The 24,362-nt window shown below is 55.7% G+C and carries 23 protein-coding genes; 6 read left to right on the forward strand and 17 right to left on the reverse strand.

The features are described 5' to 3' along the window. The first annotated feature begins 134 nt into the window (after positions 1 to 134). Both FY550_RS08125 and FY550_RS08130 read left to right on the forward strand, forming a co-directional pair. The gene (locus FY550_RS08125) at positions 135 to 1,343 is read left to right on the forward strand and encodes a tyrosine-type recombinase/integrase (RefSeq protein ID WP_084388002.1); all 1,209 of its coding nucleotides are present in this window, start codon (positions 135 to 137) and stop codon (positions 1,341 to 1,343) included. A 28-nt stretch (positions 1,344 to 1,371) separates the two neighbouring features. Further along, positions 1,372 to 1,782, forward strand: coding sequence for a SufE family protein (locus FY550_RS08130; protein WP_070977457.1), 411 nt, complete (start codon positions 1,372 to 1,374; stop codon positions 1,780 to 1,782). An 18-nt stretch (positions 1,783 to 1,800) separates the two neighbouring features. Here the strand turns inward: FY550_RS08130 and yidD are convergent, their stop codons facing one another. The 7 genes from yidD to FY550_RS08165 form a co-directional block, all read right to left on the reverse strand. Then, positions 1,801 to 2,136: a membrane protein insertion efficiency factor YidD gene (gene yidD / locus FY550_RS08135; protein WP_325062984.1), complete on the reverse strand. Its 336-nt coding sequence runs from the start codon at positions 2,134 to 2,136 to the stop codon at positions 1,801 to 1,803. Continuing rightward, positions 2,069 to 2,521, reverse strand: coding sequence for a phosphoribosyl-AMP cyclohydrolase (hisI, locus tag FY550_RS08140; protein WP_070977458.1), 453 nt, complete (start codon positions 2,519 to 2,521; stop codon positions 2,069 to 2,071). The genes yidD and hisI overlap by 68 nt, the downstream gene beginning before the upstream one ends. Next, positions 2,518 to 3,378, reverse strand: a complete 861-nt coding sequence (locus FY550_RS08145; RefSeq protein ID WP_070977459.1) for a metal ABC transporter permease — start codon at positions 3,376 to 3,378, stop codon at positions 2,518 to 2,520. Before FY550_RS08145 ends, hisI begins: the two co-directional genes overlap by 4 nt. A gap of 9 nt (positions 3,379 to 3,387) precedes the next feature. Next, positions 3,388 to 4,113 (reverse strand): metal ABC transporter ATP-binding protein, encoded by a 726-nt coding sequence (locus FY550_RS08150; RefSeq protein ID WP_070977460.1) that lies wholly within the window; start codon positions 4,111 to 4,113, stop codon positions 3,388 to 3,390. A gap of 22 nt (positions 4,114 to 4,135) precedes the next feature. Beyond that, positions 4,136 to 5,470: a dihydroorotase gene (locus FY550_RS08155; RefSeq protein ID WP_070977461.1), complete on the reverse strand. Its 1,335-nt coding sequence runs from the start codon at positions 5,468 to 5,470 to the stop codon at positions 4,136 to 4,138. A 73-nt stretch (positions 5,471 to 5,543) separates the two neighbouring features. Further along, positions 5,544 to 5,981, reverse strand: coding sequence for a Fur family transcriptional regulator (locus tag FY550_RS08160; RefSeq protein WP_070977462.1), 438 nt, complete (start codon positions 5,979 to 5,981; stop codon positions 5,544 to 5,546). 170 nt (positions 5,982 to 6,151) lie between these two features. Further along, entirely contained in the window at positions 6,152 to 6,349 is a 198-nt protein-coding gene (locus FY550_RS08165) for a hypothetical protein (RefSeq protein WP_070977463.1), read from the reverse strand. Positions 6,350 to 6,921: 572 nt separating this feature from the next. On the opposite strand from FY550_RS08165, the gene FY550_RS08170 reads away from it, so the two are divergent. Beyond that, on the forward strand, positions 6,922 to 7,434 hold the full coding sequence (locus FY550_RS08170; RefSeq protein ID WP_070977464.1) for an acyl-CoA thioesterase: 513 nt from the start codon (positions 6,922 to 6,924) through the stop codon (positions 7,432 to 7,434). A gap of 61 nt (positions 7,435 to 7,495) precedes the next feature. On the opposite strand, the gene FY550_RS08175 is transcribed toward FY550_RS08170, so the two are convergent. From FY550_RS08175 to gorA, 4 genes are all read right to left on the reverse strand, one after another. Further along, positions 7,496 to 7,891 carry an ectoine synthase gene (locus FY550_RS08175; RefSeq protein WP_070977465.1) on the reverse strand — a complete coding sequence of 132 codons (396 nt, stop codon included), beginning with the start codon at positions 7,889 to 7,891 and terminating at the stop codon, positions 7,496 to 7,498. A gap of 111 nt (positions 7,892 to 8,002) precedes the next feature. Beyond that, the gene (gene ectB, locus FY550_RS08180) at positions 8,003 to 9,268 is read right to left on the reverse strand and encodes a diaminobutyrate--2-oxoglutarate transaminase (protein WP_070977466.1); all 1,266 of its coding nucleotides are present in this window, start codon (positions 9,266 to 9,268) and stop codon (positions 8,003 to 8,005) included. Between the two features lie 20 nt (positions 9,269 to 9,288). Beyond that, positions 9,289 to 9,864, reverse strand: coding sequence for a diaminobutyrate acetyltransferase (gene ectA, locus FY550_RS08185; protein WP_070977467.1), 576 nt, complete (start codon positions 9,862 to 9,864; stop codon positions 9,289 to 9,291). Between the two features lie 321 nt (positions 9,865 to 10,185). Further along, on the reverse strand, positions 10,186 to 11,547 hold the full coding sequence (gene gorA / locus FY550_RS08190) for a glutathione-disulfide reductase (protein WP_070977468.1): 1,362 nt from the start codon (positions 11,545 to 11,547) through the stop codon (positions 10,186 to 10,188). A 192-nt stretch (positions 11,548 to 11,739) separates the two neighbouring features. Here gorA and can point away from each other — a divergent pair, with 192 nt between their 5' ends. Together can and FY550_RS08200 are read left to right on the forward strand one after the other, a co-directional pair. Next, positions 11,740 to 12,399 (forward strand): carbonate dehydratase, encoded by a 660-nt coding sequence (gene can / locus FY550_RS08195; RefSeq protein ID WP_070977469.1) that lies wholly within the window; start codon positions 11,740 to 11,742, stop codon positions 12,397 to 12,399. Between the two features lie 141 nt (positions 12,400 to 12,540). Further along, on the forward strand, positions 12,541 to 13,563 hold the full coding sequence (locus FY550_RS08200; protein WP_070977470.1) for a hydrolase: 1,023 nt from the start codon (positions 12,541 to 12,543) through the stop codon (positions 13,561 to 13,563). 27 nt (positions 13,564 to 13,590) lie between these two features. Here the strand turns inward: FY550_RS08200 and msrA are convergent, their stop codons facing one another. From msrA to FY550_RS08220, 4 genes are all read right to left on the reverse strand, one after another. Further along, on the reverse strand, positions 13,591 to 14,226 hold the full coding sequence (gene msrA, locus FY550_RS08205) for a peptide-methionine (S)-S-oxide reductase MsrA (RefSeq protein ID WP_070977471.1): 636 nt from the start codon (positions 14,224 to 14,226) through the stop codon (positions 13,591 to 13,593). A 23-nt stretch (positions 14,227 to 14,249) separates the two neighbouring features. Next, positions 14,250 to 18,401 carry an autotransporter assembly complex protein TamB gene (tamB, locus tag FY550_RS08210; RefSeq protein ID WP_149054469.1) on the reverse strand — a complete coding sequence of 1,384 codons (4,152 nt, stop codon included), beginning with the start codon at positions 18,399 to 18,401 and terminating at the stop codon, positions 14,250 to 14,252. Continuing rightward, a complete protein-coding gene (tamA, locus tag FY550_RS08215) occupies positions 18,401 to 20,323 on the reverse strand; it encodes an autotransporter assembly complex protein TamA (protein WP_084388005.1) in 1,923 nt (640 codons plus the stop codon). The genes tamB and tamA overlap by 1 nt, the downstream gene beginning before the upstream one ends. 83 nt (positions 20,324 to 20,406) lie before the next feature. Beyond that, a complete protein-coding gene (locus FY550_RS08220) occupies positions 20,407 to 21,189 on the reverse strand; it encodes a hypothetical protein (protein ID WP_070977474.1) in 783 nt (260 codons plus the stop codon). A 250-nt stretch (positions 21,190 to 21,439) separates the two neighbouring features. On the opposite strand from FY550_RS08220, the gene FY550_RS08225 reads away from it, so the two are divergent. After that, positions 21,440 to 22,021, forward strand: a complete 582-nt coding sequence (locus FY550_RS08225) for a superoxide dismutase (RefSeq protein WP_070977475.1) — start codon at positions 21,440 to 21,442, stop codon at positions 22,019 to 22,021. A gap of 72 nt (positions 22,022 to 22,093) precedes the next feature. Here FY550_RS08225 and FY550_RS08230 read toward each other — a convergent pair whose 3' ends face one another. Together FY550_RS08230 and galU are read right to left on the reverse strand one after the other, a co-directional pair. Further along, positions 22,094 to 23,392: a nucleotide sugar dehydrogenase gene (locus tag FY550_RS08230; protein WP_070977476.1), complete on the reverse strand. Its 1,299-nt coding sequence runs from the start codon at positions 23,390 to 23,392 to the stop codon at positions 22,094 to 22,096. Between the two features lie 2 nt (positions 23,393 to 23,394). Beyond that, the gene (galU, locus tag FY550_RS08235) at positions 23,395 to 24,285 is read right to left on the reverse strand and encodes a UTP--glucose-1-phosphate uridylyltransferase GalU (protein WP_070977477.1); all 891 of its coding nucleotides are present in this window, start codon (positions 24,283 to 24,285) and stop codon (positions 23,395 to 23,397) included. Between the last annotated feature and the right edge of the window lie 77 nt (positions 24,286 to 24,362).

Consider the following 24,362-nt stretch of genomic DNA (forward strand, 5'->3'; position numbering starts at 1 on the left):
CCAATATTACATTTTACGTAAACGTAATTATACATATGATTGGATCGATAAATTCATGATTACGAGTCTTATCTTGAATATATACGTAACGCATGCTGAAATTACCACACGCCAATCGGTTAGAAAGAGGTGAGATGGAGGGACACAGCAGGGATAACGATACCGACACTGCATTAGCAGCACCTGGGCAGGCAGTAGAACGCCAGATTACAGGCCCGCCCTCTGCGCTTGAGCAGGCGCATATTATTGCCGGCAGTGATGCTGAAGCCGTGGCACAGTGGCTTGCGGAATACCGGCAAAGCCCACGGACCTTTCGCCATTACCGCAAGGAGAGCGAGCGGTTGCTACTGTGGCTCGAGAAAAGAGGGCAGCATCTGAATGAACTGCGCCGGGATGAGCTTGATGCCTTCGAAGCCTTTCTCGCCGATCCTCAGCCCAGGCAACACTGGATAGGCCCACCCCGACCGCGTCACAGCCCGGAGTGGCGTCCATTTCGACAACCGTTATCCGCAGCCAGCCGTCGACAGTCACTGGTTATCCTGCAGGGCATGATGAGCTGGCTGGTTGAAGCCGGGTGGCTGACCCACAATCCTTTCAGGCTGATGCGCAACAAGCGCCAGCGCATGGATAATCGTCATGAGCGGGTTGAGCGCTATCTGGAGCGGCCCCTGTGGCAATGGTTCTGGGGGTATCTGGACACACCGGAAGTCGAACAGAGCAGGCGCCAGCACTATGAGAGGGCACGTCTGCGTTTCATCTTCGCCTTCGCTTACCTGTTGGGACCACGGATCAGCGAGATGGCCGCTGCACGCATGAACGACTTCATGCAAAGGGAAGGACAGTGGTGGTGGCAGGTCACGGGCAAGGGCGGGCGTACCAGTCGCATCCCTGTTACGCCGGCGTTAATGGACGCACTGATCGAATGGCGAAAAGTACTGAAGCTGTCGGAGTTGCCACAGCCGGAAGAAGCGACGCCCCTGATCAGAGCACTTGATGGCCAGCGAGGCATTACGGATAACCAGCTCTATCGGCTGATTCGAGCTACCTTTTCCCGGGCGGCGGAAGCACTGGCAGGCGATCATGCAACGTCATTTTCCGAGACAGAACGTTCACGGATGGTCGTCCAGCTGCGTCAGGCAACACCTCACTGGCTGCGTCACACGGCCATCACCCATCAGGCACAACAGGGGGTAGAGCTACGCTACCTCGCCAGTACGGCGCGGCATGCCCGACTGGAAACCACAGCACGTTACCTGCATGAGGAAGATCGTGAATGGCACGCTCAGATGCAGCGCCACACTCTGCCATCCATCACCGACGATGAGGGTAATGACGCGTTATAATGAGCCGTTCACCATTTCAGGAGGCGGAATGACCCCGCAACAGGAGCAAGCCGAACTCATCGACGAGTTCAACATGTTCGACAACTGGATGGACCGCTACCAGTACATCATCGACATGGGTCGTCAACTTCCGGAATTCCCGGAGGAGTGGAAAAACGATCAGACCCGGATCGAAGGCTGCCAGTCCAGAGTCTGGATGCATCATGAGCGTCAGGGAGAGCAACTCCATTTTCAGGCTGCTTCCGATGCTGCCATCGTCTCTGGCCTGATCGCCGTACTGATGCGTATTTATAATGATCGCACTCCTGGCGAAATTCTGGAGACTTCCACGGACTTTTTGGGCGAACTGGGGCTGGATAAGCATCTCTCGCCAACACGCAGCAACGGTCTGCATGCCATGCTGGAACGTATCTATACCACTGCCCAGCGCCACGTCTGAGCAAGTGGGCAACGACATTCAATCGCGCCGGTCGCGAGGTGGGGGGACCGGATCAACGCCGCCTTCATGCCAGGGGTGACAGCGGCTGATTCGGCGCAATGCCAGCCAACTGCCACGGCATACGCCATGAGCCTGAAGAGCTTCAACGGTGTATTGCGAGCAGGATGGCCAGAAGCGGCAGCGGGGCCCCATTAACGGGCTGATACCATACTGATAGAGTCGAACAACGCCTACCAGCAGCAGGATAACTCCTCGCCGTATCAGCCCGGCGCACCTGCGAAGCAGGCTACTTCGAGTTGCCATAAAGGATCTCGGGATCCACCAGCGGCGCGTCAACGACTTCACCCTTCTCATGGGTAAGCCGCGTATAGAAGCAGCTGCGTCGCCCGGTATGGCAGGCCGCACCCTGCTGATCCACCAGCAGCAGCAGGGTATCGCCATCACAGTCGAGCCGCATTTCGATCAATCGCTGCTGCTGGCCCGAGGATTCTCCCTTGCGCCAGGGACGATTGCGCGAGCGCGACCAGTAGCAGACACGCCCGGTCGATAGCGTTTCATGCAGAGTCGCCTCATTCATCCAGGCCATCATCAGCACCTCGCCACTGTCATGCTGCTGAGCAATAGCCGGTACCAGCCCCAGATCATTCCATTTCATGTTTTCCAGCAGATGGGGCAGTTGTACCGTTGTACCCGGTGAGGCAGTTTCCAGCTCTCGGAATAATTCAGCTCCATGACTCATGATTGGCTCCGCTCGGATTTGGAAATTGCCTGACGACGTCTGATCATTCGATGCAGGCGATGGCCGGCCAACGAGACGATATAACCGATGCCGGTCAGCAGTACGATAGTAGCCCCCGCAGGCAGATCGACCTGCCACGCCACCCCCAGGCCAGCGCTGATGAAAGCCATGCTCACCAGTGAAGCCACCAGCATCATTCCGGCCAGCGAACGCACATGGTGTCCCGCCAGTGCCGCGGGCAGCGTCAGCAAGGCGATCACCATGATCAGCCCTACCGCTTGCAACAGTAACACCACGGTGATGGCGACCAGACATAGCAGCAGCAGATAGAGCGCTCGGGTCGGTATACCGCGTAACCGGGTGAACTCCTCATCGAAGATCACGGCCACCATTGGTCGATGTATCAGCCAGAGAATGACCGCCAGTCCGGCCACAATACAGCCCAGCCCAACTACCATAGCGTGGGTCGACAGCATCAGGTTGCCGAATAGAAGGCTCATCAGATCGCTGCGATAGCCTGGGGTCTGGCTGATGAATAAAAGCCCGACGGCCATGCCGATCGCCCAGAAAGCGCTGATTAATGTATCTTCCTGATCAATACCACTGAGACTGATGCAGCCAATCAGTAATGCAGCGATGATGGCGCAGACAAAGGCACCAACCAGCGGGGCACCCCCCAGAAAGGACGCGATTCCCAGACCGGCTAGTACTGTATGGGCAATACCACCGGCCATGTAGCCAATGCGCTTGACCACGACATAAGGGCCGATCAGCCCGCCGGCAACGCCAGCCAGAATTCCTACCAGCAAGGCCTGCTGCAGAAAGGGCTGCTCAAGCAGGGCGGCAAAAAAATCCATGATATGAACTCAATGATGATGGTGCACCATGCGCACCTGCTGACCGTAAAGCTGGGCAATGGTGTCAGCCGTAATGGGCTCGGCCGTATGATCGACCAGGGTGCGGTTGAGGCAAACCACACGATCGACATGATCGCTGACGAAGCCGAGATCGTGTGAAATCAGCACAATGGTCATGTCCTGGCGAAGGCGAGCAAACAGATCGAAAAGCGCGCGCTCCCCATCGGTATCAACGCTTGCCGTGGGCTCATCGAGAAGCAGGATGGAAGGCTGACAGGCGAGGGCCCGGGCGATCAGCACACGCTGCATCTGACCACCGGAGAGTCCCTCGATGCGCCGATGACGAAGCGATTCGATCTCGAGGGTAGCCAGAACGCCATCCACGGCCCGCCGATCGCGCCGTCGCCACGGCCCCCACCAGCGTCCATGGCCCAGTTGTCCCATCAGCACTACATCTTCCACCGAAATCGGGAAGGAGCGGGTAAAGCGAGTGAATTGAGGCACGTAACCCACCGAGTGCGCTGCCTGCCGCGGTGAGCGCCCCAGCAGACGCACCTGACCGGTATCAGGACGCAGCAATCCCAGCATCAGTCTCAGCAGGGTGCTTTTGCCACCACCGTTGGGGCCGATCAGCCCCAGAAACTGCTTGTGAGGAACACTTAACGAGACATCCTCGAGAATCGACTGCCCCTCCAGGGCGAGGCTGACATGCTCCAGATCAATGGCGGACTCCATGCTACTGCTCTCCGTCAACGGTTCAGGAACGCCGATAAGTGAGACGCTGACCAGCCGGTACGCCGACCAGCTGCTGGCCATCCCATACACGCTGACCGTTGACAAACGTCGCCTCGATTCGCGCCCGGAAAGTCGTCCCCTCAAAGGGACTCCAGCCACACTTGTAGAGCAGGCTCTCTCTTTCAACATGGGTGTCGCGTGTCATATCAACCAGTACCAGATCGGCAAAACATCCTTCACGGATGAAACCGCGATCGGCCACTTCGAATCGACGCGCAACATTATGACTGGTCTTCTCGACGACGGTCTCCAGCGTAAAATTCCCCTGATGAACCTGCTCGAGCAGGGACAGCAGGGCGTGCTGAACCAGTGGCATGCCGGAAGGCGCAGCAAAATAGGAATTGTTTTTCTCACTCAGGGTATGCGGGGCATGGTCGGTCGCAACGATATCGATGCGGCCTTCATTGACCGCAGCACGGATGGCATCACGATCGGCAGGCGTCTTGATTGCCGGATTGCACTTGATGAAAGAACCCAGGTGATCATAGTCTTCGTCACTGAACCAGAGGTGATGCACACAGGCTTCTGCCGTGATCTGCTTGTTCTCCACCGGGCCAGGTTCGAAAAGAGCCATCTCTTCGGCCGTGGTGAGATGCAGAACATGCAGTCGGGTCCCGTGCCGACGTGCCAGGTCAACGGCCATGCCTGAACTCTTCAGGCAGGCTTCGCGCGAGCGGATTTCGCCATGCAGTCGAAAGGGAAGATCTTCACCGTAACGCTCCCGATACGCCTGCTCACGTGCCTGAACCATCGGCGTATCCTCGCAGTGCGTTACGACCGGGATGGATGCGTTGGCAAAAATCGATTCAAGTGTCTGCGGCGCATCTACCAGCATGTTACCGGTCGAAGCTCCCATGAAGATCTTGATGCCACAGGTCGTTGAAGGGTCCAGTGCCTTGATGGCTTCCAGATTGTCGTTACTGGCGCCGTGGTAGAAGGCGTAGTTGGCCCAGGCCCGCTCCCTGGCAAGCTCATATTTGGCTTCCAGAGTAGCTGCATCCAGCGTCGGTGGCCTGACATTGGGCATTTCCATGAAACTGGTAATACCACCTGCTACTGCGGCAGCCGACTCGCTGGCCATATCGGCCTTGTGGGTCAGTCCCGGCTCACGAAAATGCACCTGATCGTCCATCATACCAGGCAACAGATGCCGACCATTGGCATCCAGCGTTTCTCGTGCCGGCTGATCGATGTGTGATGCCAGGCGTTCAATACGGCCATCCCGGATACCTACATCCAGGGTCTGTACCTGACCCTCATTGACCACGCGGGCGTTGGTAATCAGCAGATCCAGCACGCCAAACCTCCTAACTGAATGTTATATTATAACTTTTAAAACCGAAAAAACAGCTGTCTGACATGATAAGGAGCTATTCCCGGCACTCATGGCAAAGACCTGACAGTTCAATGGTCTGGCGCTCAATCCGGAAATCATGGCGAGCTGCAATCTGCTCAAGCAGATTGACGACCTCATGCTCATGCAGTTCTTCCACGCGCCCACAATGGCGACAGATCATCAGTTGGAAGCCGCGCGCATGCTCCGGACAGGGGCAGGCAATATAAGCGTTGCGAGACTCTATACGATGAATCAGTCCCTGTTCGCTCAAAAAATCAAGCGCCCGGTAAACCGTGGGAGGCCTGGCTGAAGCATGCTCGTTCGACAGCCGATCCAGCAGTTCATAGGCCTTGAGCCCACCCGGACTGTCGCTGATCATTTCAAAGACACGTCGACGAATCGGGGTGAAACGAGAGCCATTATCCTGGCAGCGCTGTTCGGCTATTCGGACCAGAGTATCCGTATCGCTCATAATCACTCATCACAGAAGGGCCACCCGACACATGCACGGTGAGCATGAATTCTATCATACAGCACCGACTCTTCGGCTTCGATGCGACTGATCGGCTGGAAGCGGGGCCAGACTCGAAATTGAGCAGGTGAGCTCAACCACTGCACCGGAGAGTCAGCTGGCGAGGCACTTCATTGTCTGTCATCCGGCAGGGAATCACGTATGGCGCGTTGAGCCGCGCCCGGATCGGTGATCCGTTCGATTTCCAGGCGAAACAGCTGGCCATCATAAAGGAATGTGCGCGCTACACGATGCCGATCATGGAGCAAGAGCCTGACCAGCACCGAGAGGGTATCCGGTAGTTTTTGCTGTCGGTTTTCCTGCATCATGATGACACCTCCCGCGTTCGTTAAGCTGTCATGCAATGGACTCGGCTCCTGAATAAAAGACAGGTTTGCTCCCCGGGCCGGTCCGAACCTGCTCCGTTACAGCATGCAGCATGATGGTCTTGATGCGCTTGCTGCTGTGCCGGTTCTGTTATTGTTATCTACCAGTTTTGACATCACGACTATCAGTAAAGCAATCAGGGCCGACCTTGATTTGAGACAAAAGCGCTTTCGGTCACAGCGACGGAGCGGAGTTGATGGGGATCGCGCAAACACTACTGGGTGATGTCGGAAGCCAGCGATGGCATATCCCTGGGGGTTGCTGGTAAATGTAAAACAGGCTCAGCGTGATAGTGCCGGGCTTGTCATCGCGCGCCTGTCAAAATACACGGGAGTGGACACGCCAGTGAGTTCAACACTGGCCAAACGCTGCATTTAACATAATATATATTATGCGAAATAGAACAGCAGCTTACCTGACGCATTTGCTCCAGCAAGCCCTGGCATCTGATGTCCGGTCCATAGAGCATGTTTTACTCTGATACCTGACGAGCCATCTCATCAGGAGCTTTCGCATGTCACAGACCCATGAAGCATCACATGAAATAACGCTTCGCTTTCTCGCCGAGCCCAATGAAGTCAATTTCGGTGGCAAGGTCCATGGCGGTACCGTCATGCGCTGGATTGACCACGCCGGCTATACCTGCGCCTCGGGATGGAGTGGTCATTACTGCGTCACCATCTATGTCAGTGGTATTCGCTTTCTTTCGCCTATCGCCATTGGCGACCTGGTGGATGTACATGCCCAGCTGCTGTATACGGGTCGCAGCAGCATGCATATCGGTGTCGATGTCCGGGCGCGCAACCCGCGCGGTGCCAAAAGCCGTCTGACGACACACTGTATCGTGGTGTTCGTAGCCCTGGATGAGAGTGGTAACAAGGTAGAAGTTCCTCATTGGGAACCGGGTACCGAACGGGAAAAAGCCATGCAGGCTTATGCCATGCGCCTGATTGAGCTGCGCGAAACCATCCAGGAAGAGATGTCGGAATTCCTGACTGATGATTCGGGTATTGTTCCGGGCAATTGATCATGTATCACGACATCAGGCCGCATGAAAGCGGCCTGAGAAAGGTTCAAAACCCTTCGAATCAATCTTCGGGCGGTGCGTAGGAGCCATCTGCCTGGTGCACTTCCCGACCGGTCAACGGCGGATTGAAAACGCAGGCTACCGTCATGCCCTGCTCCTTGCCGCGCAGCCAATGTTCATCATGCTGATCAAGCAGGTACATATCACCAGCGCGAATGGTGTATTTCTTGCCATCGGCAATGGTCTCCACTTCACCTTCACCTTCATAGCAGAAAACTGCTTCGATATGGTGCTTATAGTGAATGTGCGTTTCCGTGCCGGGCCGAATGCGTGTGATATTGAAAGAAAAACCACACTTGTCATCTTCCAGCATCAATCGAGTGCTATCCCAGTTACCGTTCTCCGCTTCGACAAAACGGTCCGTCTTGCGGCACTCTTCCAGATTACGCACGATCATATTGCTTCCTCACTTGCTGCTGTCGGTATCAGGGGCTCGCCAGGAACCCGATAATCGGAAAAAAAGTGCCGGCTGAAACCGGCACTTCATCAGCTTGAATCGCCTGCAGTATCAGCTGCCTACAACTTCCCGGACACTGGCTTCGAGCATGTCGAGGCCTGCGTTGAGCTCTTCATCAGTAATCGTTAGCGGGCAAAGGCACTTGACTACTTCGCCTGCCTGACCACTGGTTTCAATCACCAGGCCGCGCTCGAAAGCGCCATGGGTGATGCGATCGGCCAGATCACCGTTATCAACGTCAAGGCCTCGCATCAGGCCACGGCCACGCTCACTGGCGTTATGGCCAGCCTGATTGAGCATTTCAGCCATCTGCGCAAAGCGCTCACGCACGATTTCACCCTTGCGCTGCACTTCGCGCTCGAATTTGTCGTCGCTCCAGTATTGGCGTAGCGCTTCGGCCGCCGTCACCATCGCCAGATTATGGCCGCGGAAAGTGCCGTTATATTGACCAGGCTGCCAGATATCCAGATCGCGTCGCATCATCAGCATGGCGAACGGCAGACCATAGCCGGACAGCGATTTCGAATTGGTCACCATGTCCGGCTTGATACCGGCATGTTCAAAGCTGAAGAACTTGCCGGTTCGCCCACAGCCCGCCTGGATATCGTCGGCAATAAACAGAATGTCGCGCTGCTTGCAGATATCGTAAAGACGCTTGAGCCAGGCGTCGGAAGCGGTATTGATACCGCCCTCACCCTGAACGACTTCGACAATGACCGCTGCCGGATGATCCAGCCCGCTGGAACCATCATCAAGGGCTTTCTCGATGTAATCCAGCGTATCAACGCCCTCGCCCATATAGCCGTCATAAGGCATGAACTGTGCGCCTACAGCCGGAACACCAAGATTGTTGCGGAACTTGGCGTTACCGGTTGTCGCCAGTGCTCCCATGGTGACGCCATGGAAACCATTGGTGAACGACAGGATATTGTGCCGGCCGGTCACCTTGCGAGCCAGGCGAATGGCAGCCTCGACAGCGTTGGTGCCCGTCGGACCCGGCAGCTGAATCTTGTAGTCCAGCCCGCGCGGCTCAAGAATCAGCTGTTCGAGCGTACGATAGAAATCCTGTTTGGCATCCGTCCAGAAATCGAGTCCATGAACGATTCCATCCCGTTCGATGTACTCCAGCAGTTTGCCTTTCAGATTCGGGTTGTTATGGCCGTAGTTGAGCGTGCCGGCACCCGCGAGAAAATCGATGTATTCAGTGCCATCGGTCGTCCAGAGCTTTGCCCCCTGAGCCCGATCAAAAATCGTCGGGAAGGATCGGGAATAGGTACGAACCTCGGATTCAATGTGTTCGAAAAACTGGGTATCCATTTGACGTACAGCTCCCGTTTTCAGATGTTTTGAGGATCGAACGGTCCAATGCGGACCAGATTTTCCGGATCGTGCTCACCGCCGAGCTGCTCTTCAGAGAAATACTCTCGACTGTTGAGCGGTGCCTGCCAGCGCTGGGCGAGACGGCGAAACAATCCCCATGAAGCTTCGTTATCCGGCGTAATGGTCGTTTCCAGATGACGAACATCAGCCTGATGTTCGCGTTTGAGTACCGCCTCCACCAGGCGTCGTGCCATGCCCTTGCCACGCGCCTTTTCGCCTACGGCAACCTGCCAAAGGAAGTAAGTGTCCGGGGCATTGGTTTTCACATAGCCCGAAACAAAACCGACAATTTCGCCGTCAGTAGTGGTGGCTACTGCGCAACGATCACGAAACTGGGTTGCCAGAAGGAGATAGGCGTAGGCCGAATTGACGTCCAATGGTGGACAGGATTTGATCAGTTCATAGATACCCCACCCGTCATCCGTACTGGGGGGTCGGATGAAAAGCGGGATGTCGCCTTCGACCATGGACTCTGCCATGACCTGATGTGCCATCTCCGAAGACGATGTAAATGTCTGATTGGGTGTACTCATGAACACTTCGCTATCGGCGAATTAGTTAATAACCATAACAACGCCCGGGATTTTGCGCAAACCCTTGTTTTATCGAAACCCACAATTCCCATAACCTTTATTTATGGGAAGATATGGCGCTGCGACGATTGGCAAATGCCCTCGGTAACCACTGAATGCATGGCTATGCCATGACAATATAGTCAGTCTTGTCGAATTCAGCCCGGGAAATCCCGGCCAGGCAGACGTGGATGTATGCCACCCTGATGAAAAGACATGAAAAAAAGGCAGGGTGCCAGGCGCCCTGCCTTTCGGATCATGCTGCTCTCTGCCCTGATGCGTTCAGGTGCGTGTTACCTGCCTCAGTGTCACGAATTCTTCAGCACTGGTGGGATGCACACCAACCGTCGCATCGAAATCATGCTTGGTCAGACCGGCCCGCACGGCAATCGCCAGACCCTGAATCAGCTCACCGGCTTCCTCGCCCACCATGTGGGCACCAAGTACACGGTCACTGTAATCATCGACGATCAGTTTCATCAGACAGCGTTCGTCGCTACCCGAAAGAGTATGGCGCATGGGACGGAAATTCGTCGTATAGACACGGATCTGCTCATGCTGCTCACGCGCTTCTTCTTCGCTCAATCCCACCGTACCGATGTTGGGATGGCAGAAAACCGCCGTAGCGACGCTGTCATAGTCGATGGGCTCAGCTTCGCCTGAGCCGAAATGAAGCTCTACCAGCCTCATGGCATCTTCAAGAGCTACTGGCGTAAGCTCCGGACCTTCAGTGATGTCTCCCAGCGCCAGGATGGAAGGTGTAGCGGTCTGATAGCGATCGTCTACACGCAGCTTGCCGTTGGTTTCGAATTCTACCTCGACATTTTCCAGCCCGAGTCCCTCGAAACGTGGGCGCCGCCCCGTAGCCCCCAGCACTACATCCACTTCAAGGGTCTTACCATTACTGAGCGTGACGTCATAGACGTTATCCCGCGCCTCAACCTGATCAATAGTGGTTTCGAAGTGCAGGTTGACGCCTTTCTTGAGCATCTCGTCACGGGTGAACTCACGGATCTCGTAGTCGAAGCCGCGCAGGAATAACGGGCCGCGGTAGACCAGGTGGGTCTCGGCGCCAAGCCCATTGAAGATACTGGCAAACTCGACGGCAATATAGCCGCCCCCCATTACCAGAAAACGTTTGGGGAAGCGCTCGAGGTTGAAGATACGATCGGAATCGAGCAAATGATCGCGACCTTCAAACTCGGGGATCCAGGGTTGCCCACCGGTGGCAATCAGAATTCGCTCTGCACTATAACGCTGACCGTTGATTTCGATCCCGTGCGCATCGACGATTTGTGCACGACCTCGGATCAACTCGACGCCGGCATTAACCAGCAGCTTCTCGTAGATGCCATTGAGACGCTCGATTTCACGGGTCTTGTTATCGCGCAACGTAGGCCAGTGAAACGTCGGAGCCTGCTCGAATTGCCAACCAAAGCCGGCACTATCGTGAAAGGCATCAGAGAAATGAGCAGCATATGAATACAGTTTCTTGGGTACACAGCCGACATTGACGCAGGTGCCGCCCAGATGGCGATCTTCGGCAATGGCAACACGCTTGCCATGCTGCGCTGCCGTTCGGGCCGCACGCACTCCTCCGGAGCCCGCACCAATGACAAACAGATCGAAATCATGATCCGACACGCTGATCTCCCGCTATCAGTTGCATGCAATAATGAGTTTGAAATGTCTCCAGGCTTTCATGCATGGAGACGAAACATGGGTGCCTCAATGTTATCAGGGCGCACCAGGTTACGTGGGCAGCCTTGACGCATCAGGGCGGTCGGATGATAGTAGCTGACGCCAATTGTCATAGCGGAGCTCAGTCTCAGTCTCATGCACTTTTCCGATGATCCCGATATCCAACAGCTACTGGACCAGAATCGTCGCTGGTCAGAAGCGATGCAGGCCGAAGATCCCGAGTTCTTCAGCCGCCTCTCCAGTCAACAGAATCCCGACTACCTCTGGATCGGCTGCTCGGACAGCCGGGTACCGGCCAATCAGATCATCGATCTTCCGCCCGGGGAAGTCTTTGTCCATCGCAATGTCGCCAATATACTCCACCACAATGATATGAACGCCCTTTCCGTGGTGCAGTTTGCCGTCGATGTATTGAAGGTGCGGCATATCATGATCGTGGGCCATTACGGTTGCGGCGGCGTTCGTGCAGCGCTTTCCGAGGACGATCACGATAACGGCCTTGTCGACTACTGGCTGCACTCGATTCGAGCGCTTTATCAGCATCATCACGATCAACTCGCCCACCTGACCATGGACGAACGTGTTGATCGTATGTGTGAGCTGAATGTGAAGGCTCAGGTCCGCAGCCTCTGCTCAACGCGTATTCTACAGCGTGCCTGGCAGCGCGGTCAGTCAGTGGCCGTCCACGGTTGGTGCTACAGTCTTGCGGATGGGTCCATCCGTGATCTGGACTTCAGCGTCAATGATCAGCATCAGGCGGCTCGACTGTGGCAGATTGAAAGCCTGACCGGCTGAGACCTCTCCAAAGCGTCTCCGATTCCTGACAGCCATGACAGCGATAATCAAGGACGTGATCGCTGTCATGGCTGTATCATGTCACTATAATCCTCGATTCTGCTCACGCCCGGTCACTCGGGGGAGTCGTTCGGATACCCTATGCTGTTCGCTGCCGATTTCCATGCCCCTCATGGTCTGAGCAATCCTCATGTTCAGACCCTGCTACCGCAGCTGATGCCGCGAGCTTCACTGCGCTATGAAACCGAGCTGGTCAATTTACCGGATGGCGATTTCGTGGAACTGAGCTGGGCCCTGCCCGCTCCGGAACACCCGCGTGCACCGATCTGCCTGCTCTTTCATGGACTGGAATCCTCGGCTCAGTGCCCTCGCGTGCGCACATTGCTGGCTACAGCCTCGCGCATGGGTTGGCGGGCCGTAGTGATGCATTTCCGTGGCTGTGGCAAGGTGCCTCATCGTGGCTCACGTACCTACCACGCTGGCGCAACTGCTGATGCTTACTGGGTAATCAGCCAACTGGCCAGCCGCTACCCGAATGCACTCAAGGTGGCTATCGGCATTTCATTGGGTGGTAACATGCTATTGAAGCTGGCCGGCGAACAGGGCGGCGATGGGCTCGATCTGGCGGGCGCGATCGCCATCAGCCCACCTCTTGATCTGGCAGCTTCCGCTGACGCATTGAACATCGGTTTTTCCAGAGTCTATCAGCGCCGAATGCTGACGAGCCTGAAACGCAAGCTGGCACGTTTCGAATCAAGCCATGACAATAGTGACCCTGAGCCTACTGGCAACAAACGGCGACGACTCGATACCTTCTGGGCATGGGATAACGAGATTACAGCGCCCATGAACGGTTTTGAATCGGCAACCGATTACTACCAGCGCGCCTCTGCGGGACGCTGGCTCGATCGGATCGAGCTGCCGACGCTGATCCTGCACGCCGAAGACGACCCTTTCATGCCCCGTCAGCTTTTTACCAGGCTACCTGATCCTTCCGCCTGTGTGCGGGTAGAAATTGCAGAGCATGGCGGTCATGTCGGTTTTGTCGAGCGGCGTGGCGGGCTACTGCGATCATGGCTGGCACACCGAGTCGGAGAGCAACTCAGGTCATGGTCCCGTGTCCCTGCCCTGAGCGCTCTTGATTACCGCGTGCCCCGCACCTGATCATAAAGCGGGAATGCACCTACCCGCTCAGAAGATCGGGCAACTGACTCCTGTTCCGCGGAGACCACAGTATCCGGCCGGATTCTTGCTCAGATACTGCTGATGGTACTCTTCTGCGTAGTAAAAGGTTTCAAGATCGTGAATTTCGGTGGTAATGGTACCGTTTCCGCTCGCCTGAAGCGCTCGAGCATATTCATCACGACTCTGTTCGACCAGCTGACGTTGTGCCGGACTGGTAGTCAGGATTACCGAGCGATACTGAGTCCCGAGATCATTTCCCTGACGCATTCCCTGAGTCGGATCATGTGACTCCCAGAACAGCCGCAACAATTCCGGTGTGCCGATCACGGTAGGATCATAGATGATGCGTACTACTTCGGCGTGTCCGGTCATGCCGGAGCATACCTCTTCATAGGTCGGATTGGGCGTTATCCCGTCGGCATAACCGGCAGCCGTGGCATAAACTCCCGGCAACGACCAGAACAGCCGTTCTGCCCCCCAGAAGCACCCCATGCCCAGCACCAGTTCCTCACTGTGAGGTGGGAATGGAGGGACAATGGAATGCCCCGTAACATGATGCTCTCCACTGATATCAATCGGCCGATCGCGACCCGGAAGTGCCTGACTGGCATCAGGTAGGCGAGTTTTATCTCTTCCCAGCATGAATCGGTTCTCCCGGAGAATAACTACTCTCCATTATTGCGGTTTTGAACATCTTTTGCCCTGGTATGGCCAAGGCTGAAGGTATACAGAATATCCAGCGCCTGATTGGCTCCGGACACAGCCTGCAAATACAGGTTCTGTACCAGCTTGTAGCGCAGGGTCAGTTCGGCGATGGGAGAAAACAGACCTACGCCATAGCTGATTTTAAGACGGTCGAACAGATAACCACTGACCTTCACCTGACTCTCTTCACCACTACCACTGCTTTCCAGAGAGAGGTCCTGTACCCCAAAGGTTTCGCCCAGGGCTCCGATGGCTCGACCGCTGCGTGACAGTGACAGGCCTACCAGCGCCGAGGTCAGTGCATCACTGCTGGAACCTCCCTCAGCGTCCGGTGCGCGCCCACGTAACAAATACGAAAGCGCACTGGATTCATCCATGGTCGGCTCAGAGAATATCTGCAACTCAGGGGCTGATGCAGGCCCTTTGACACGCAATCCGGCGATGACATCGTCTTCGGTATTCTCCGGATTACGAATGGCCTCGAACTGCAGATAAGGCTGCGAAGGCGGCCCGCTGAAAATGACCTTGCCCTGACGAATGACCAGATCCTGGCCAAAGGACTGAAAGCGACCATCAACCAGTGAAACATCACCGAACACCTGCAATGCCCCTGCATTCTGCCGCACATTGAGCGTGCCTTCCAGGTTGGTCTTGAGACCATAGGCTTCCAGATGCACGTCATCGCCTATGATCACTCTGACATCAATATTGACTGCCATGCCCGCCTGTTCCAGTGACTGGGCACTGGTACTGGCCCATTCCGGAGTTGCGGATGGCTTCCCGGTAGCGGCATCGCGAGCAGCCTCGTCTTCTTCACGCGTAATGATGATAGCGTCGGAAGAAGGTTTGATCGCTGAAGGAGGCACCTGGCTGACTTCAAGACGCGCCCAGGGGAGCCGAACACGCCCCCCGATATTGAGCTGCGAAGGGTCAGCAGCGACCTCGATATGGGGTGCTACTCTCAAGCGCCCATATTCAGGCAATGCAATTTCCAGGGGTGAACCACCACCATCAAGCGTCAATCGTGCCTGCCAGTCAGCAGTAGTAGGCCAGCTGGCATTGCCTGACAGGGCCCAGCGAGCTTCCCCGGAATCGAGATGGCCTTCAAGGCTCCCCTGATCTCCATTCAGATTCAAAGTAATACGCGCATCGTCCAGACTCACCGGTAATTGCGAGCCACTGGCACGTACATCCGAAAGTGCCAGTGTGCCATTCAGCAAGGGCTGACGCAGATTACCCGACAGGGAAATATCACCATTCAGCGCCCCATTGAGTTGTTCCAGTCCCAGGACCAGTGGGCGATAAGGTGAGAGAATAATCTCGTTGATCTGCAATCGCCCTGTGATTCGGCGATCCCCCAACGGGTCTTCTACCCGTGTTTGCAGCTGAAGAGTACCAGCATCATCCAGTGCCAGTCTGACCCGGGCCTCGGCAGTCTCGGGAGAGAACCGGGCATCAAGCTTCAGGTCGGCCGCTGGCAGAGACAGAGGTTTTCCTCTGGCATCCTGACCCTGCACCCTGGCAGTACCTTCAAGCTGCAAATCAGCCTGCCAGCTGGTGCCCCCTGCTGACCAACCTGCATCCAGGTGTGCATCACCACGGCCACTGACCTGCCATGGTCTGGGCAAATAATCATCAAGCAGCGCCAGTGGTAAATCACGCAGGGCCAGTGAGGCCTGGCCGGAAGCGGCACTCGCGCGAAGCTCACGAATCGAACACAATTCACCGCCCTGCTGTCTTGTCAGGCAGAAAGGTTGTGCTACAACCCGGCTATTGGTGAGATCAGCGGAAAGGGACAGCGGCTCCTTGAGCGCTATCTGACCCACCTGACTCAGATCGGCAGAGAGATGCGTCAGCTGTCCCTGATAGCGTTGTGTGACACGATTGAAATTTCCATCCAGCACCAGCGCAGCCTGCTGAAGAGGCATTGCCTCACCCCCGGTAACATCCAGTGTGAGATGATGCTGACTGAGTCTTCCTGTCAACGTCAGACCCAACTGTTGAAGCTGCTGGCCGGCGGCTTCCAGGGCGCGGGCATCGAGTTTCAGATCAAATCGTGGATCTTCCAGCCCCTGACTTGTGGCTTTCAGGGAAACAAGCCCGATGCGGTTATCAGCGTAATGAACATGACGGCCGTCCAGGGCAATGTCGGCATCGGGCTGTTTGAGCGTGCCATCCAGCCTGATGTGACCACGCAGACTTCCCCCCAGTTGCGGTAGTACGGAATTCAGCTGAGGCGCATCGATATCAGCCTTCAGCGAAAGGTTCTCGCCCACGCTACCCTGGGCAGACACATGGTTGCGTCCCTGCCGCAGATCCAGTTGTCGGATATGCCATACCATGTCGCTGTTACCATCCAGCTGCGCCCGCATGGACAAACTGCGTCCCTGCAGCGTGCCGTTGATGGCCAGATTCGGCACAGCCAGCGCCCAGCCACGCTCATTCTGATCGAAACTACCCTTGAGAGTGCCATTGAATGTCCCCGAGATCTGATCAGTTACATCCTGCAAACGGAACTTCTCCAGGGTCAGCTCGGTCTGTGCCGCCACCCCATTTGTCCAGGTGACATTACCCGTGCTGGTGAGACGGCCGCCATGGGTTGTACTGACACTAAACGGCGCCCAATTGAAGTGACGCATATCTCCCACGCCCTGAAGCGCCAGGTCCAGTGGGCCGAATGAAGGACCGCGCGCCTGCGCCTTCATTGTCAGCTGATAATCGGCGAGACTACCGGTCAGATCGACACCGAGATCACGTACATGATAGGCGGCCTCCTCACGGCTCTCCAAAGGCCATTTCAATGCTGGCGCATCCAGATGCAGCGCCAACGGAAGATCAGGTGCCAGTAAATCTGCATTCACACTGAGTGATGCCGCTACCGTACCTGAAGCATCCAGTTGCAATACAAGCTGACTCAGCGAACCAGTCATGCTCAAGGCCAGTTTCTCCCGCCCAAGAGGAGCTCGCTGCATGTCACCATTGAGTGAAAGTGACAGTGGATAATCGCCCGACAGTGTGACCGAGGCGGCCAGGTTCAGATGCCCATCGGGCGAGTCGACCTTCAGCTCGGAGAGTGTCACCTGATCATCCCGCAGGCTGGCCGCAAGATGTACATTGTTGACCTTCAGGGGATTGGGGCCGACCAGGCGAAAGTCATCGATGACGACATTCGGAATATCGACATTCAATGGTAACTGAATGGCCGGCATCCTGATCCGACCTTGCTCATCGGTTTGGCCAAGCAGCGTGGCCAGGGGGTTGGCCGGCCCCTGACCATCCAGCATGGCAATCAGCAGAGGGTTGCGTGACGCGCCTGCATTGCCCTCCTGGGCGTTCAGCTCGATGATCCCCGGAGCCAGCACGCTCTGTTCGATGATTGAGGCACGGGCTGCCTGTTCGGCTAACCGAGTCATGACATCATCAGAACCTTCGGCTGCCGATTGCGCAGCAATTTCCCGGGCACTCTTGATTGCTTCAAGCGTCACGATATCGACATTGACCACCCGCCGCGCCGTACGGACATCCACGTCGCTGCTCAATGGATCAGGAGTATCCAGGCTCGCCGGCACTGGCAGAATGACATAAGGCGACTGCCAGTGGAGTTGTCCCAATTGCAGTGTATGACCGCTGAAACTGAAAGCTCCCTGTAATGTCTGCCAACCTGCCCGAGTCCCGTCCGGCAGGAACAAAGTGACATCATTCAGGGCCAGGTGGCGCAGCTCAAGCGGAATGGGGGTCTCGATCCGGGGTATGCTGCCATCCGGCTTGGCTGTCTGCTCCGGTTGCGCATCACTTGAATTCAGCTTGAGGTGTATGCCCCTGCCTTGCAGCTGATCAATACAAAGGCGCCCTCGATAGAGACAGTCACTGGCCCAATTCAGCTCGATCTCTCTGGCATCAAGTGTCATTGCAGGCAGTTCCAGATGCAGCCCACTGATATGAAGGTCGTCCAGCGGCGCTCCAGTCACTCTTTCGAAGCTGATCAGCCCGCGTGATTGGGCCTGATCCATCAACCAGTGTGTTCCCCAGGGGGAGAGTGCTACCCCCGAAAGGATCATGACCACCGCAACCAGCCATGCCATCAACCAGAAAATGAAACGCAAGAGCCTCATCAGAATTCTGGTCCGATGCCGAAATGCAAACGCCAAGATTTTTCCTCGTCATCAAGGGGATGGGCAATGTCCAATCGAACCGGCCCTACTGGTGATATCCATCGCACACCTGCGCCAACACTCTTTTTCAGCTCGTTGGGCCACCAGTTGTCAAAGGCATTACCGGCATCAAGGAAGGTAGCCCCCCACCATTGACCGACAACACGCCTCTGATACTCGATGGACCCCACCAGAAGATGGCGCCCACCCAATTGATCTCCATCGCTGTCTTCCGGAGAGAGGCTCTCATACGAATAGCCTCTGACACTGCGGTCCCCACCGGTAAAAAAGCGCAGTGAAGGCGGCATGTCATGAAAATGGGAAGTGGCAGTCGCCCCAATGGTACTGCGAGCCACAAAGCGGTTGTCATCGCCAATACTGTCAATCCATTGAGTATCCAGGCGTGTGCGGGCAAAGGTGACATCAGAACCCCAGCGTTTATCCGACACTTCGACCAGCAGGTCCTGTCGGTTACCGTGCATGGGCAGGGTGGGATCATCGGTTTGTGAATGCGTCCAGCTCATGCCGGGTACAAACAGTAATGCGGTACCACTGTCATTACCCTGGGTGAAATCTTCATAGGTGGTACGTAAATAGGCATTCTGGGTCCAGCCATTTTCAAAGTTCCACTGCCGGCCGAACTGCACCGAACTTTCAAAACTGTTGGTGTCGCTGGTGTCCTGGTTGGTCTGGCTGAACCCATACTGGATGTTGTAATTACCCCGCTGAGGATTGGCCAGTGGCATATTGTATTTGCCACTGAATTCCTGCTCCGGCCCGGAGAGCGTCAGGTCATTGGTCAGGCTGTCACCCTGGTCATTCAGCCAGGGCATATTCACCGAGAAGCGCACTCGCGGACCAAGGTCAGTGGCATATCCGACACCGGTTTCGAACTGATAACGGTCGGCCGGGATGACATGCACATCGATCGGCACCCATTTCAGCTGCTCAGCAGCTACTTCGTGATAGATATCCGCGATTTCTGCGGGCGCATCATGCTTATCTCTACTGCGTTGAGCCGATGCTTCGGGGACGTTTCCATTCGGGGGAGTCTGCGGTGAAGTCCGATCGGCTACCCTGGCGTCCGGTGAAGGCGCCTGAGCACTGATGCGGTCAATGCGGGGTTGAACACCGATACCACGAAACCAGTTGGAAGAACTCAGACGCTGATTATAGGTGGCCAGCTGGCCGGCGTCGTAGTAATCCCCGGGTTTGAAAGGTGCCATGTTACGCAAGCGATTATCGCGGATCTGACTTCCTTCGAACCGAATCTGTCCAAACCGATAGCGTTCGCCGCTGTCCATGACCAGAATGATGCGAGCACTGCTCTGCCAGGGGCGCACTTCAATGCGGTGGGTCCTATAGCCAGCGTCGAAATAACCCCTTTGCAATGCCAGTGAAGTCAGGCGCGATTTCAAGGCTTCATAACTGGCATGCCGCAAGGGCTCACCTTTCATCTTTTTCAGAGCGCTGTCATTGATCGCCTGTTGAAAGACATCGTCATCCCCGGCCCCACCCGTAACCCGGATATCAAGTGATTTGACAAGTACCGGCTCGCCCGGCTCGATAGTAACGTCCACATGCTTGCGATCGCGAAATCCCAGCGCAATGTCGGCGTTATAGTAGCCCAGTGCGCGAAGTGCTTCCGTGACTCGATGTCTGACATCCGGTGCATAGCTTTCGACATCTGCACCCGCGGGGATCGAAACCGGCTGCAACCAGGTCGTCACATTCCTGCTCAGCTCCCCTGAAACACCACTGACAGAAGCTTCAATGGCCAGTGCAGGTGGTGGCATAAGGCTCAGAATCACGCCAAAGGCAATCAGCGAGATCGCTGCCGGTAACTGCTTTTTTACCGGTGGTGCTCCGAAGCGTGATTGCATCCATGTCAATTTGGAGGGAGTAGCCGGCCCTCTCACAGGTGCTGTCCTGTAGGCAAGAGCACATCCATGTCATTCTCCCGCATCTATTGTGCATCCCCGCTATTGATCAGCCCCTGAATGGAAGCCTGAGTGGCCTCAAGTGAGGTCTGACGCTGTTTCAGGTCGCCAAGCTGGCGGTCCTGCTTTTGCACATGATCTTCCAGTTGACTCACCCGATCAGACAATTTAGCCAGCTGTGACGGCAATTGATCCAGCTGATCAATAGTCGATTGCTGCTGAGCCATTCGTTGATTGAGGGCATCCAACCGCTGATCCCGGCTATTGGCAGCACTGGAGAGCTGCGATATTCCATTTTGCAGGTCCCCTAACTGATCCTGAGTGCCCTGCTGTCTTCCCTCCATGAGGTCATGAAGCTGACTGATACTCTTGTCCAGCGACTGCTGGGATTGCTGCAGGGCATGTAATGTTTTATCGCGTTGCGCGCCGGCCTGTTGCAGCTGTTTCAGCTGGCCGGGGTCAACCTCGGGTTGGGATTGTTGTGCCGCAGCCAGGTTGGACAATTGCTGGCGCTGCTGCTCGACCTGCTGCGAAAGTTGATCCAGTTGCTTTCCAAGACCGGTTCGAGTGCTGCTTTGCTGGCTCAATTGCGCATGCAGGCTCTGACGATCCTGCCAGTAGAGGTAGACACTGCCACTCAAGGCCAGGGCCAGCAGCAATATCAGAAAATAAAGGGGCCAGAGAGGACGTCGACGTGTCATGGACATGCGTTGGCGACCATGCCGTGATGATTCGGAATCATGGCTCGTCAAGTGATCGTCCTGACCGGGCACAATGGCTCGGGGGTTGCGATAGCTGTCATCAGACATGGGATTTTCGAATCCGAATTCGCGCCTCAGCGGCTTGCAGATAAATGATCATCGCGTACTCAAGGCGAATGCTACGATGCAATCCACCCTCGAGACCAGTCCGGTTCGAGCACAACCAGGGGCAATGCCCCAATGATGCCAAAGCGCGCACTCTGTTCCAAAACGGGTCCATTCGTTCCAATCGCCTGATATGCTGGGGTCTGCGCGATAAAGAATCGATTCCTCGTCTCATCATCAGTTGGAGACCCAAGTGGCGTTCGAGCTACCTCCATTGCCCTACGCTTACGATGCATTGCAGCCCTCCATATCGGAAGAAAACCTGCGTAGCCATCATGAAATATATCATCGTGATCTTTTAAGGCGTCTTGATCGACTGACTGCAGGGACACCAGCCGAATCGCGCTCTCTTGAAGAACTGATGCTTACAGGCACCGGGGAAATCCAGGCCTGCGCCTCTCAGGCATGGAATCATACCTTCCTGTGGCAATGCCTTTCGCCCTGGGGAGGTGGAATGCCAAAGGGGCAATTGGCCGAAGCGATCAAACGGCAGTGGGGAAGCTTTGAAGACTTTCAGAATGTTTTCGAACGTAGTGCCCTTGCCCATTTTCAATCCGGCTGGACATGGTTGGTCAGACGCGCCGATGCGCAGCCCGATATTGTCAATATCAGTGACGCAGGATCACCTTTGCTGCGGGGATTGACCCCATTATTGGCGATAGACATGTGGGAACATGCTTATTATCTCGACTATCGCATGGACCGGTACAAGTACGTTCAGGGCTTCTGGAAGCTGGCAAACTGGGCATTTGCCGAACAGAATCTTGGGGCATGAAAGATGTTGAACCGAAGAGGATCGCCTTGACGATCCTCTTCGGTTCATGTCGCGCAAGAAAGCACACGATACCTATTCCGATTCGGAAACAGGATCAGCCTTGCGCCCCACCCCCCGGTAAACCAGTCCATGACCGGCAACGAAGCCGGGATCGTAAATGTTACGACCATCCAGAATCAGAGGGCTGTTCAAAAGCGTTGCCAGGCGACGCCAGTCCGGATTCCAGTAACATTTCCACTCGGTCACCAGCATTAACGCATCAGCGCCCTCACAGGCCTGGTAATTGTCATCAACCAGTGTCAGCAAGGGGTGTTCGCCGTAGTAACGCGACAGCGAAGGCAATGCTGCGGGATCATGTACTCGAACATGAACATTCTGTGCCCAGAGTGCCTCGATCAATCTCAGCACGGGCGCCTGGTCAATTCTGGCGGTATTGGGCTTGAAGGCTGCGCCCCAGATAGCAACGGTCAGATTATCGATCTGACCATCATGGTACTGCCAGAACCTGCGAAACAGGGTTTCCTGCTTTTGCGCATTAACATCGATAACCTGCTTGAGTAGTGCCGAATCACGATTGCTCTGTTCGCCAATACGAGACAGCCGATGGAGATTACGAGCAAAACTCGGCCCACCGAAGCCACTGCCGGGATAAAGATACTCATGACCAATACGGCGATCGGCCCCCATACCCTGGCGAATGGTTTCGATATCGACCTCAAGATGATCCGCCATATCGGCCAATTCGTTCATATAGCTGACTCGAGTAGCCAGCATGCCGATAATGGCCAGTTTGGTCAGCTCGGCTGCACGCCGCGGCATCAGCTGGAAGACATCTTCGCGCCGATTGAAGGCCCGCAGCAGCTCACGGATCTGACGTTCCGCCCACTCATTTTCGCTGCCCAGCATCCAACGCTCGGGACGCATGAACATGCCAAGCGCCCTGCCCTCCTCGAGCATGTCAGGCAGCGCTACGGCAACCTGTCGGTCACGACGAACCAGTTCCTCGAGCTTTTCGGTATGCCCAATGGGAAAAGTGCTGTTGTTCACCAGGACGAAATCGTGGGATTCCTTGCTCAGCGTACTCTCTACCCATTGATCGGCATCATGGCGCTGATCAGCCGATAGACCAAGCCAGTAGATATCAGCTGCTGGCAGCGAACGTGGAGAGTCACAAAGCTGAAGCGTGCCCTCAGCAATATTCTGCTGCAGCTGATCAAGCAGGCCAGGCTCACTTTTCAGCCAGTCCGACTCACTCAGTGCTGACCAGGGCTGTGCAGGATGAGGCCACCAGTAAACCTGGTGGCCGACGGTTGCAAGAGCAGCGGCCGCAGTAGCCGCGCTCAGTTCACTACCATGAACGACAACCTGCATGCTCAGGCCTCGCCGCTGTAGCGTTGCAGCAGTTCACGAAAGCCTTCACCGAATTTGGGATGCCGCTTCGCGAAGGATATTGTGGCTTCCAGATATCCCAGCTGATGGCCACAATCATAGGTGTCGCCCTTCATCCGGTAGGCCGCCACGTCCTGTTCTTCGCGCAGCCTATCGATGGCATCAGTAAGCTGAATTTCATTACCAGCACCCGGACCGGTTTCGGCCAACAGCGGAAAGATGCGGCCCGGCAGCAGGTAGCGACCAATCACGGCCAGTGTGGAGGGCTCTTCACCGGTTGCAGGCTTTTCTACCATACCGGTAATACGGGCACTCTTGCCTGCTTCCGGGGTTTCACCTTCCAGTGCCACGATGCCGTACTTGTAGGCCACGTCTCTCGGAACATCCTCAACCATGATCTGGGCATGGCCAGTGTCCTCGTAAGCTTTGATCATGCCTGCCAGATCATTTTGCGAGAGCCCATCACCATCGACCAGCACATCTGGCAACAGGACGGCAAATGGTTCGTTGTCACCCAGTACGGGGCGTGCACACATGACCGCATGTCCCAAACCGAGCGCTTCATGCTGGCGAACGCTGACAATCGATACATCATTCGGAATGATGTCCCGGATTTCGCGCAGCAATTCGTCCTTGCCCTTGGCTTCCAGCTGGGATTCGAGTTCGTAATGTTTATCGAAATGGTTTTCGATCGCCGCCTTGGACGAATGAGTCACCAGCACAATTTCCTTGATGCCTGCTGCGACCGCCTCTTCAACAACATATTGAATGACCGGCTTGTCGACGATCGTGATCATTTCCTTGGGAATGGCTTTGGAAGCTGGCAGGCAGCGTGTTCCAAAACCTGCAACAGGCAATACGGCCTTACGAATCATTCCCTGAATCCTTTTTCAGCTTGGTGTACGTCTATCGTAGTATTGAAACGCTGATGATTACTGCTTGAAAAGCAGTT

Origin of the sequence: Kushneria phosphatilytica (assembly GCF_008247605.1) — a bacterium.
GTDB classification, from domain to species: Bacteria; Pseudomonadota; Gammaproteobacteria; order Pseudomonadales; family Halomonadaceae; genus Kushneria; species Kushneria phosphatilytica.